At 37.7% G+C, this 10,984-nt stretch carries 8 protein-coding genes and 3 pseudogenes; 5 read left to right on the top strand and 6 right to left on the bottom strand.

Annotation, left to right across the window (positions count from 1 at the left end):
• Positions 1-114 precede the first annotated feature (114 nt).
• Positions 115-621, top strand: coding sequence for a hypothetical protein (locus JCM14932_RS09600; protein ID WP_025024689.1), 507 nt, complete (start codon positions 115-117; stop codon positions 619-621).
• A gap of 77 nt (positions 622-698) precedes the next feature.
• On the opposite strand, the pseudogene JCM14932_RS16370 reads toward JCM14932_RS09600, so the two are convergent.
• A pseudogene (locus tag JCM14932_RS16370) lies at positions 699-950 on the bottom strand (SDR family oxidoreductase); the annotation flags it as partial.
• 281 nt (positions 951-1,231) lie between these two features.
• On the opposite strand from JCM14932_RS16370, the gene JCM14932_RS16030 reads away from it, so the two are divergent.
• Positions 1,232-1,627 (top strand): cyclophilin-like fold protein, encoded by a 396-nt coding sequence (locus JCM14932_RS16030; protein WP_235700578.1) that lies wholly within the window; start codon positions 1,232-1,234, stop codon positions 1,625-1,627.
• A 64-nt stretch (positions 1,628-1,691) separates the two neighbouring features.
• Positions 1,692-2,551: pseudogene (locus JCM14932_RS15220) on the top strand (DUF3737 family protein).
• Positions 2,552-2,868: 317 nt separating this feature from the next.
• Here JCM14932_RS15220 and JCM14932_RS09580 read toward each other — a convergent pair.
• Together JCM14932_RS09580 and hemH are read right to left on the bottom strand one after the other, a co-directional pair.
• Complete coding sequence (locus JCM14932_RS09580; RefSeq protein WP_025024687.1) at positions 2,869-4,185, bottom strand: Nramp family divalent metal transporter; 1,317 nt, start codon at positions 4,183-4,185, stop codon at positions 2,869-2,871.
• The gene (gene hemH / locus JCM14932_RS09575) at positions 4,185-5,126 is read right to left on the bottom strand and encodes a ferrochelatase (protein ID WP_025024686.1); all 942 of its coding nucleotides are present in this window, start codon (positions 5,124-5,126) and stop codon (positions 4,185-4,187) included. Before hemH ends, JCM14932_RS09580 begins: the two co-directional genes overlap by 1 nt.
• Before the next feature lie 94 nt (positions 5,127-5,220).
• On the opposite strand from hemH, the gene JCM14932_RS09570 reads away from it, so the two are divergent.
• Positions 5,221-6,030 (top strand): SDR family NAD(P)-dependent oxidoreductase, encoded by an 810-nt coding sequence (locus JCM14932_RS09570; RefSeq protein WP_025024685.1) that lies wholly within the window; start codon positions 5,221-5,223, stop codon positions 6,028-6,030.
• Between the two features lie 84 nt (positions 6,031-6,114).
• Positions 6,115-6,531 carry a Fur family transcriptional regulator gene (locus tag JCM14932_RS09565; protein WP_025024684.1) on the top strand — a complete coding sequence of 139 codons (417 nt, stop codon included), beginning with the start codon at positions 6,115-6,117 and terminating at the stop codon, positions 6,529-6,531.
• Positions 6,532-6,665: 134 nt separating this feature from the next.
• Here JCM14932_RS09565 and JCM14932_RS09560 read toward each other — a convergent pair whose 3' ends face one another.
• From JCM14932_RS09560 to ppdK, 3 genes and pseudogenes are all read right to left on the bottom strand, one after another.
• Positions 6,666-7,568, bottom strand: coding sequence for an Abi family protein (locus JCM14932_RS09560; RefSeq protein ID WP_025024683.1), 903 nt, complete (start codon positions 7,566-7,568; stop codon positions 6,666-6,668).
• A gap of 46 nt (positions 7,569-7,614) precedes the next feature.
• Complete coding sequence (locus JCM14932_RS09555; RefSeq protein ID WP_025024682.1) at positions 7,615-8,241, bottom strand: CBS domain-containing protein; 627 nt, start codon at positions 8,239-8,241, stop codon at positions 7,615-7,617.
• Positions 8,242-8,307: 66 nt separating this feature from the next.
• Positions 8,308-10,925: pseudogene (gene ppdK / locus JCM14932_RS15215) on the bottom strand (pyruvate, phosphate dikinase).
• Positions 10,926-10,984: the final 59 nt, after the last annotated feature.

Below are 10,984 nucleotides of genomic sequence, written 5' to 3'. Positions count from 1 at the left end.
GTCGCTTTTTTATTAATTTACTTATACTTTGTATATCAACTTGAGATGGTATCTTACTATCAATACGTGTTACCATTGGCGTATTAACTTAAACAAACCTAAGAGGTGAGACTATTGCGTCAAGAAAGATATCATAAGAAATCACACAAAAAAGCAATTTGGATAACCTTAGCTACAATTGTGGTATTAATAGTATTGGGAATAGTCTTTTTCTTTCCATTAAATAATACGGTAAGAACTATCAGTGGTGGTGGAGATACACCATCCGACAAGATCGTCAAAAATGAATTGATTAAAAAAGTTGATTCAACTAGAAATGGTGATTTAAAGCATGATCAAAAGATTGATAAAGCTACTAAAGCTTTAAGGAAAACCAAAATGTCAGATATTATCCAAGCTGCTAATAATCAAAAGAAGGCTGCTTCGCTATTACAGAAGAACTCTGCGTTAACCTCATCACAGGCTAATGCCGCTACGAAGACAATCTTTTCAAATAGTAAGTACAATGGCTTAAGACAATCTGTCAGCAAGGGTAACTGGTATTCGGTTTTTAAACAATACAAGGATTTATCAAATGACGGTTCATTAACAAAGTTAAAAAATAGTATCAGTAACAAATAAAAAAGATTGTTGTCTCATTCGAGATAACAATCTTTTTGACGTTTAAATGATAAATGCATTAGCTTTTAGATTGATTATGCCACGTTCAAGATTGCACAGTGTGTCTTTTGCTCTAGCATGATAGGAATAATACGTTGCATTGCATAGACTTGACTCATCAAGTTAACATGCATGATCCATTCCCAGTCACGACTAGGAAGCTCCTAGACTCTTCCTGGCAAAGTAATTCCGGCGTCATTGATCATTAGGTCGATTTGATTAAATCTCTTCATAGCTTGTTTTACAATCTTGTCGACGTCTTCTTTTTTGGTAACGTCAGTAGTAATCATTTCTACGAACAGCACCTGTCAGGAAAATCATTTTATCTTTGGAATCATTCATTGTTACTTCTCCTTCCTAGCACATTTCTGGTTCGAAAACATAAGCTTTTGTGTTGAACTTTATTTTGAGCGGCCTTTTTAGTATAGCTAATTACTATATACCCTTATAAGTTATAGGTATTTTAAATATATGGAATCTTTAGTTAATATAGTATTACAAGGAGATAAGTAATGAAAAACATATAGTAATAATGGTTACTTCAATAATGTTTGTCCTAGTACTGTTATCATTGACATCTGTACAAAGTGTCTCTGCAGCTACTGACAAGATACGGGTTACAATTAACAATAAATCTTTTAAGGCAAAATTGTATAATAATAGCGCTACTAAAAGTTTTAAAAAACGATTACCGATGAAATTGAAGTTTAGAGATTATGCATCTGAGGAGAAAATTGCTGATATTTCAGGACACTTGAATACTAAAGGAATGGCAGACGGTGGAAATCCTAAGCCAGGTCAGATTGCTTATTGGTCACCGCAACCAAGAATTGTTTTTTATTATAGTGATGTGGATTATTTTGATGGAATTCACTTAATTGGAAAATTCGATCAACCACAAAAAGCTTCTAGATATATTCAAAAACAGCATGGAAAAATAAAAGTAGTAATACAAAAATCAAAATAGTACTTGCCTTAAAGTTAACTTCAGGGTGTTAAATGGTACTTGTGGTACAAATGGAGGTACATGGATGACTAATTATAAAAATAAATTATTTACTGGTGAGCGTTCATTGTTTGGTGAGCACAACGCAGTAATTTCTGATACGACTTTTGGTGAAGGTGAATCACCACTCAAAGAGAGTCGTAATATTGATATCGACAATACGATTTTTAAGTGGAAGTACCCACTTTGGTATAGCAAGCACATCAACGTTGACCATTCAATTTTTGAGACAATGTCACGTTCTGGTATTTGGTATACTGATGACATCAAAATAACTGACAGTGCTTTGCAGGCACCTAAGTTATTCCGTCGTGGTAAGGATATCGAACTAACTAATGTACACTTTTCTGACGCCGAGGAAACTTTGTGGAGCTGTCAAAATATCAAATTGGACCATGTACAAGCTAATGGTAATTACTTTGGTATGAACAGTGAAAATATTCGTGTCGATGATTCTAGTTTCATCGGTAATTATATTTTTGACGGTGCCAAGAATGTTGAAGTGCATAATTCTACTTTTGTTTCCAAGGATGCTTTTGGAATTGTGAGAATGTGACAGTTTATGATTCAACTATCAATGGTGAATATTTGGGCTGGAACACTAAGAATCTAACCTTGATCAATTGTACGATTGAGAGTGACCAAGGCCTTTGCTACGTTGATCATCTCGTTATGAAGAACTGTAAGTTATTAGAGACAGATCTGGCTTTTGAATATTGTTCAGATATTGATGCTGAAATTACTTCAAGTATTGTCAGCGTTAAGAATCCTATCAATGGTAAGATTTCTGCTGAATCAATTGGTGAAATTATTTTTGATGATGACGATATCGATGCAAGTAAGACTGAGATCAAGTGTGATACTGAGGCATCAGCCAATGTCTAAGTATGATTTTGAGACGACGATAGATCGCCGCAAGACAGACTCTGTAAAATAGGATGTTTGTCACAGGAGTTGTTCCAGCTATTTCATAAGCTGTTCGTCGTGTGACTTCTTGAGGTTAAATATTGGAACTGTTCGCGATGGACTGAATCGTTTGAAAGTGGGAATAAAGAAGTATCAAAAGGGTTGATGGTAGATATTTTAGAGTTGAAAAAATAATTATATGAACTTTTTATTGTTTGAAAAAGGGGTCATATCTTACTTGTATTATTAAATATCAAGTAAGGTATGACTCCTTTTATGGTTCCAATTTATAGATTTTAAAGGATTGAAAAAATCAATCTTAAGTTCAACAGGGTAATAATTGTAGTTAAAGTCAATCCGAGTATCATTGTTAGTTTGTTGTTAACGTGTCTTCCCATGAGCTTCTTATTGCTGGTTAGAATTATCATCGGATAGAGTGTGAACGGCAAGGCGACACTCAAGGCAATTTGGGCATACACGATTAGATTCTCAAAGTCCTGTTCTTTGAATCCAACGGCAAAACCCATAAATAGAATGGGAATCAGAGTTACTAATCTGGTTAACAGGCGTCTTTGCCATAATGGTAGCCGAATATTGAGATATCCTTCCATAACTATTTGTCCGGATAAGGTGCTGGTAATGGAGGAAATCAATCCGGTCAGAAGTAATGCAAAGGCAAATAATTCACTCATGATGGGACTGGCTAGAGTTCCAGCAATATTAATACTCTTCAATCCATTGAAGACATCTTCGAAATCAGCCAGATTACTATTGGTGTGGAAGAATAGTGTTCCTCCAAGTACTAGCAATAAGGCGTTGATCAAGAAGGCCGCAACGAGGTGAACATTGGAATCCCATTTTGCAAAGCGCAAGGCCTCATCAACTTGAGCCGGATCATTGTGATCATATCTTCGACTTTGAGCTAGTGATGAATGGAGATAAATATTGTGTGGCATGATAGTAGCTCCCATGATACCTAAGCTGATAATAAGTTTCTTATGATTCTGCCACAGGTCATTAGTTGGTAACAGGCCAGTAGAGATAGTGGCCAGATTAGGGTGAGCTCTAAATACTTCGATGCCGAAAATGATCCCTACAGTCAAGATGGCGGCTAAAACAATAAATTCAATACGACGTATTCCGAATCTGAGGAATAATAAAACGATTAAGACATCTAATATAGTTAGTAAAATACCATAAAGTAGAGGTAGTCCGAATAGTAATCGCAAAGCTACAGCTGTGCCGATAACACCAGTCATGTCAGTCGCAACCATAGCCAATTCGTTAATGATCCACAAAATATAACGTCCAGATTTGGGGATTTTGGCCGATATTGCCTGAGCTAGATCTTGTCTAGCAACGACTCCTAGTTTGATCGACAATGTTTGCATAAACATGGCTACTATAATCGACATTAGTAGTACCGATAATAACTCATAACGATATTCACTACCGCCAGACAAAGATGTCAGCCAATTACCAGGATCCATGTATCCAACCGCAACTAACGCACCAGGACCACTGTATGCTAAGAACTTTTGTAGAAATGATGTTTCGTAAACACTGGGAACTTCAACACTTTCGTGAATCTCTTCGAGACTTTTCTTCTCCATTAGTCAGCCTCATTCATTCTTGATTGTGCCAAATCAGCTAAAAATTGACTAAAGTCGGGATTATCATTCATTGGTGGTACCAATTTGAAGTTGTCTCCACCACTAGCCTTGAAAGATTGATAGTTTTGGACGTTATCTTCTTCAAGTGTTTCCAAACAATCGACGACAAATGATGGTGTCACTATCAAGACATTACGCTTGCCCATGGCTACCAATTGATTGAGTTCATTTTTCAAATATGGTTTGAGCCAAGGCATTGGTCCGAATTTTGATTGATAAGCTGTTTTGATTTTTTCAGACGGAAAATTCAATAATTTGATAGTTTGAGCTGTGGTCTCAACACATTGTTCTTGATAAGGATCACCGTGCTTGACCATAGCTGTCGGGATGCTGTGGTAACTGAAGATCAACTCGTCATAGTCGTTGGCATCTAAGTATGGCTGAATCGTTTCGGCAAGTGTCTTGATGTATTCCGGTTGATCGTAGAAGTGCTTGATAATTTTAATTGGTACGTTGGCAGCTTCTGCCTGGTCAATGATCGATTGACTGGAGCTCTGAGTATATTGTGGAAATAGCGGCAGGACGACTACTTTGTCACATTTTTGAGCCATAAGTTTTAGAGTCTCAACAATATCGGGTTGTCCGTAGGTCATTGCCATTTGAACGTTCCAATTGGGCAATAATTGTCGGATATTGTCACGGATTATTTTGGTATATGCAATCAGTGGCGAGCCGGCCTTAGTCCAAATGTGTTTGTAGAAGGTCGATGAACGCCAAGTTCTTGTTGGTAGGATTATGCCGTTTAGGATTGGTTGCCAAACTGCTTTAGGCATTTCTATAACATTTGTATCGCTAAGGAATTCTTTCAAGTATGATTTAACGTCCTCAGAATTGGGTGATGCGGGTGAACCTAAGTTGACTAATAAAAGTCCATTTTTCATAATTATCAAACCTCCCGTATATGTAACTCAATTATAGAATATAATCGGTAAAACAATTACAATAATATTAATACTAGTAGGAAGAGGAATGAATATGGCAAAAATAGCGATAATTACAGGTATTTCATCAGGAATGGGACATGCAGCAGCACTATATTTTCATGAGAATGGATTCGAAGTCTATGGTGGGGCACGTCGAGTAGAGAAATTAGAAGATTTGAAAGATGCTGGCATTCATACACAACGATTGGATGTAACGGATAAGTTGTCATTGCGTGAATTGGTGGACCGCGTGGTTGCTGAACAAGGGAAAATTGATGTATTAGTCAATAATGCTGGCTATGGTGAATATGGTCCACTAGAAGAGATACCAATTGAAAATGCCCAGAAACAATTTGATGTTAACCTGTTTGGCGTTGACCGTCTAACTCAATTGGTACTTCCGGTTATGCGTCGACAAGGTTTTGGCCGAATTGTTAATATCTCGTCTATTGGTGGAGACATGTACACACCATTAGGTGGCTGGTATCACGCTACTAAAGCAGGATTGAACATGTGGAGTGATGTTCTAGATCAAGAAGTTCGTCAATTCGGAATTCGCTCAGTAGTTGTGCAACCAGGTGGAACAAAGTCAGAATGGAGCCATGTGGCGGTTGATAATATCAGAAAGAATCTATCTGATAATTCACCATATGAGCCACTAGTTGATAAATTAGATGGACTTTTATCTAGTTCATTTTCTGGAGCAACTTCTGAGGATTTAGCCAAAGTATTCTATAAGGCAGCCACTGATGTTCGTCCAAAGCGTCGCTACTTTAATGCTTGGACCGATCATGCAATTGTTACTTTTGCTAGAACGATGCCCAATTCTTATAAGTTTTTGATATCCAAAATAATGAAGTAAACGACTACTCCAAAACAGCTATGCATGGAAATCTGTTCAAATATGTTACACTGATTTAAGAATATAAAGCATAGGTGAGGGTCTTTGGAAGAAGCAATTAAAATTTTACGAGATAACCACTATAAGGTAACTAAACAGCGTATGGATCTGATTGATTTTCTCAGTAATTATACAGAGAATTACGTTCCCATAAGTTCTGTTGATGATTATATGAAGTCAATTTACCCTGGTATCAGTAATAATACAGTTTATCGGAATCTAAAAGAGTTCTCTGATATTGGATTAGTTGAATATCAAGAGAAGAACAAGACAATGATCAAGTTTCAGTGTGACTTTGATCAGATGCATCATCATCATTTTATTTGTTCTAATTGTGGCAAAGTAATTGAGCTGAAGGCTTGTCCTTTGAGCTTCTTTACCGATCAGTTACCAGGATGTGTTGTTGAATCACATGCTATGGAGATCTATGGACTTTGTCCTGAGTGTGCAGCAAAAAAATAGAGCAACACAAAAAGCCAATCGAATCGCGATTTCGATTGGCTTTTTTTTGATGTGGTTTACGTCATCGTTACCAGAGGCTCGACAAGGTAAGGGCATTTAACGAATTAATCGCACCTTATGAAAGTAACTATATTCTAATCTATTTTTAGATTAAAATCAATCAATTTATTTAGCACAAATTGCATCTTTTTTATACCGAGACAACTTACAAATTGAGGATCATTCATTCTGGTAGCTGTTAAATCAAGAATATGGTCATAGATAAAGTGATTTTTGTTTAGTGGCTGCACATATACCGAGTATATATAAAATAAACACATAATGTCATTGATTTTTGAATTATATAACAGGTTGTTATCCAGCTTGTATGTTTTTTTATTCAAATCGTCTATGTATCTTGTGATTTTGTTTTTAGAATTTTTCGAGTTAAACAAATTATTTATGAAACAATTATCGTGCGCGGTTAGATTTCTTATATTCTTACAATATAGAAGTGTGTTTCTTATATCTTTTAATTTTGATAATTTTGAACGTTTATAGTAAAAAATAACAAATCTACACAGAGTTCCAAATGACATTGATTCTAATAAAATCCAAATTGGTATGACAGTATCAGTATCTGTTGGTATATTTATGCCATTGATTTGAGTTTTGGATATGTATCCTATCGTTTGCTCATAACCAAGTGGATTATATTTTTTGAAATCTGTAACTATTCTATATCCGTTTTCACGATTATCATTTGTGATTAAATCCATAATTTTTGTTTTAACAGCTCGTTCGATATCTAATGACATTTTGAATAGTATCATTTTTAGACTTTTATCCACGTTTATTAGTGTTACTAAATATTGAAAATCCAAGTTGTCGTATTTTTTATTTGTTTTGGAAAAGTTGTTTAAATATAAAGTAAGTTTGTAATAATCATTGTAGTTTTGGAGAAATCTTTTTGCACCTTTTTCGGTACATAAATCAAATCTTATATTTTCACTTTTCATTTTCAGAATCATTTCATCATATGTAAGTTTATTATCCATATACTAAATTACGAAAAAAATCAGCCAATAATTTTGGCCGATTCCTTTAATCTGTATATTTCAAACCGACTTCAATGAAATACTGAAAGATACGGTTCTTTGTAATCTTGCCGACGACCTGAGTAGGGTCGTCTTTTTTTGTGACTGGAAGTGAGTCGACTTGATGTTGATAGAGCAATTTCCCGACTGAGATTATCGACATGTCAGCATCAACCGTTACTAAGTTAGGCATACGAGTCATGACCATACTGGCGATCATTGAATCAGCATCGGCGTTATTAACAGTTACAGCCAATAAGTCCTTACGCGAGATCAGTCCCAATAGCTTATTGTCATTATTCGTCACATACAATGACCCGACATCGTTGATGAATAGCTTGTTGACGCACTCAGGCAAAGTTGTATTAGGTTGAACGAAGATAGGTTGGATGAGGATATGGGCGATTGATTCTCCGAATAATTCGTCAAAGTCTAAGCTGGACTTTGGCAGTTGTGAGAATTCATATCCTACTTTTGGTCGTGACTTGAGAATCTCCGTTGCTGTAAGCAGGCGCAAGTCCCCACGGATCGTAGGCACACTTAGCTGCAATCTTTCAGCAATTTGTTCACTGGTCATCGGACTCTTTTTTCTGGTCATATCGATAATTTGTTTTTGGCGGTCAGTTAAATACATGATATATATCTCCCTAGAGTATATGTTGTTACATTAATTATAATATCACGTAGTATTTTTTGAAAGCTAATTATTAGCTAATGTTGCTTGAGCGGCCGCAATTCGGGCAACAGGTATTCTGAATGGTGAACAAGATACATATGAAATACCGATTTTTTCGAAAAATCGAATCGACTTAGGATCTCCACCGACTTCACCACAGACACCGATTGGAAGCTTCGAGTTGGTTTGGCGACCACGATCGACTGCCATACGCATGAGTTCACCGACACCTTCGGTATCGACAGTTTGGAAAGGATCATTTGGCAAAATACCTTGAGCAATATATTCGGGCATGAATGAACCAACGTCATCACGTGAGTATCCAAATGTTAATTGAGTTAAGTCGTTGGTACCAAAACTGAAGAAATCAGAAACTTCAGCGATTTTGTCAGCTGTGACACAGGCACGAGGCATTTCCATCATTGTACCGATTTTGTATTCAAGCGTGGCATCATTGTCGATTAGAATTTTTCTGATCGTTTGTTCGACAACATCACGGACCCACTTCATTTCTGTCTTTGAGTTAGTCAGAGGAATCATGATGTGTGGCTTAATGTCGTAGCTTCTTGATTTAGCTTGATGGCAGCATTAGTGATAGCTGTTACCTGCATTTGGTAAATATCCGGATATGTAACGGCTAGTCGATCACCACGATGTCCGAGCATGGGATTGAGCTCCTTTAATGAATCGATCCGAGCCTTTAAAGCATCAACAGTGGTATTGATTTCTTCAGCAACCAATTTGATCTCTTTGTCATCGTGTGGCAAGAATTCATGTAATGGTGGGTCAAGTAGTCGAACCGTCACGGACTTGCCGGCAGATAATTTATAGATCTCATAGAAGTCTTGTTGTTGCAGAGCCAGGATTTTTGCTAAAGGATCTTTACGGCCATCAGCATCTTTGGCGAGGATCAAGCGGCGCATTTGCAATAGTCGTTCGGGTTTGAAGAACATGTGCTCAGTTCGAGTTAAGCCGATACCGTCGGCGTCGAAGTCCAAAGCACGTTGGAAATCAGCCGGTGTGTCAGCGTTAGTGTAAACACCCATACGACTGATCTCTTTGGCCCATTCAAGTAGAGTTGACAGGTCATCATTGATGTTGGCTTCAGTCGTATCTAGTTGGCCAAGATATAAGTGGCCGCTAGTTCCGTCAACTGAGATCCAGTCGCCTTCATGGATCACGGTATCATCAACTGTCGCAGTTTTGTTGGCGTAACTAACTTGCAATGCATGTGCACCAACGACACCAGTTGAACCCATTCCACGAGCGACAACGGCTGCGTGAGAAGTCATACCGCCACGTGAGGTTACGATAGCCTCACTGACGACCATACCTTCGATATCTTCTGGTGAAGTATCTTGTCGTAAGAGGACGACTTTTTGATGTTGTTCGTCGTGAGCATTCTTGGCTGTTTCGGCAGTGAAATAAACCTGTCCACTCGCTGCACCAGGGGATGCAGGTAAGCCAGTAGCGAGAATATGTTGTCTTTCTAAGGCTTTGTGGGCGAACTCTGAATGGAGCATCGCCGAAATTGATTCTGGTTTGATTCGTTTGATAGCCGTTTCTTTGTTGATCAAATTCTCATTGACTAAATCGACTGCCACTTTGACAGCTGCGGCAGGGGTACGTTTACCGGCACGTGCTTGTAGTAGATAGAGTTTGCCATGTTCAATAGTAAATTCGAGATCCTGCATATCACGATAATGTGTTTCCAACTTTTCAGCAATTTTAGCGAACTGATCATAAATCTCAGGCATTGATGCACGTAAGGTTTCAATTGATTCAGGGGTCCGGACACCTGATACAACATCTTCTCCTTGAGCATTCAATAAGTATTCACCGAAGAGCTTCTTCTCACCAGTGGCAGGATTTCTAGTGAAGGCAACGCCAGTACCAGAGTCTTCACCGGCATTACCGAAGACCATTGTCTGCACGTTGACAGCTGTTCCCAGTGTTTCAGGAATGTCATTTTGACGGCGATAGACACGGGCACGGTTGTTGTCCCATGATGAAAAGACTGAATCAACGGCAGATAATAATTGCTCCTTTGGGTCCTGTGGGAAGACTTTGTTAGCTTCATTTTGATAAATTTCTTTGAATCTAGTTACGATGTTCTTTAAGTCGGCAGTTGTTAATTCGAGATCGGATTGATAATTGTGGGCTTTTTTTGTTTCTGTTAGAACGTTGTCGAAGGTATCTTCGTTGATTCCATAAACAACGTTACCAAACATAGCCAGTAGGCGACGATAACTGTCATAAGCAAAGCGTTCGTTGTCTGTGACTTTGGCTAGAGCAATCACCGAGCGGTCATTTAGTCCAATGTTCAAGATCGTATCCATCATGCCGGGCATTGAAATGGCGGCGCCGGAACGAACTGAGATAAGGAGTGGATTAGATTCGTCTTCAAATTTCTTACCAGTTGAAGCACTCAATCTATCTAATGCATGGTCGATCTCTAATTTCAAAGCTTCACTCAATTGATGGCTATTTTGTTGATATGAATGACAAGCTTCAGTTGTAATTGTGAATCCATGTGGTACGGGGAGATTCAGCCGAGTCATTTCAGCTAGATTAGCACCCTTGCCTCCTAAGAGATCACGCATGTCTTTGTTACCTTCAGAAAAGAAATAAATTTGTCTCATTATATATAACTCCTTAATTATTAATATGACGTACTAAATAATAATTAGAATATATATGA

It is taken from the genome of Companilactobacillus nodensis DSM 19682 = JCM 14932 = NBRC 107160, assembly GCF_000615905.1.
Lineage (GTDB): Bacteria > Bacillota > Bacilli > Lactobacillales > Lactobacillaceae > Companilactobacillus > Companilactobacillus nodensis.
This window is presented reverse-complemented; position numbering and strand designations above follow the sequence as displayed.

What these genes read in the sequence shown, in the direction of transcription:
- JCM14932_RS09580 (WP_025024687.1), bottom strand. Translation starts at nt 4,185, where the DNA reads ATGGAGAAGAAAAGTCTCGAAGAGATTCACGAAAGTGTTGAAGTTCCC.
- hemH (WP_025024686.1), bottom strand. Translation starts at nt 5,126, where the DNA reads ATGAAAAATGGACTTTTATTAGTCAACTTAGGTTCACCCGCATCACCC.
- JCM14932_RS09570 (WP_025024685.1), top strand. Translation starts at nt 5,221, where the DNA reads ATGGCAAAAATAGCGATAATTACAGGTATTTCATCAGGAATGGGACAT.
- JCM14932_RS09560 (WP_025024683.1), bottom strand. Translation starts at nt 7,568, where the DNA reads ATGGATAATAAACTTACATATGATGAAATGATTCTGAAAATGAAAAGT.
- JCM14932_RS09555 (WP_025024682.1), bottom strand. Translation starts at nt 8,241, where the DNA reads ATGTATTTAACTGACCGCCAAAAACAAATTATCGATATGACCAGAAAA.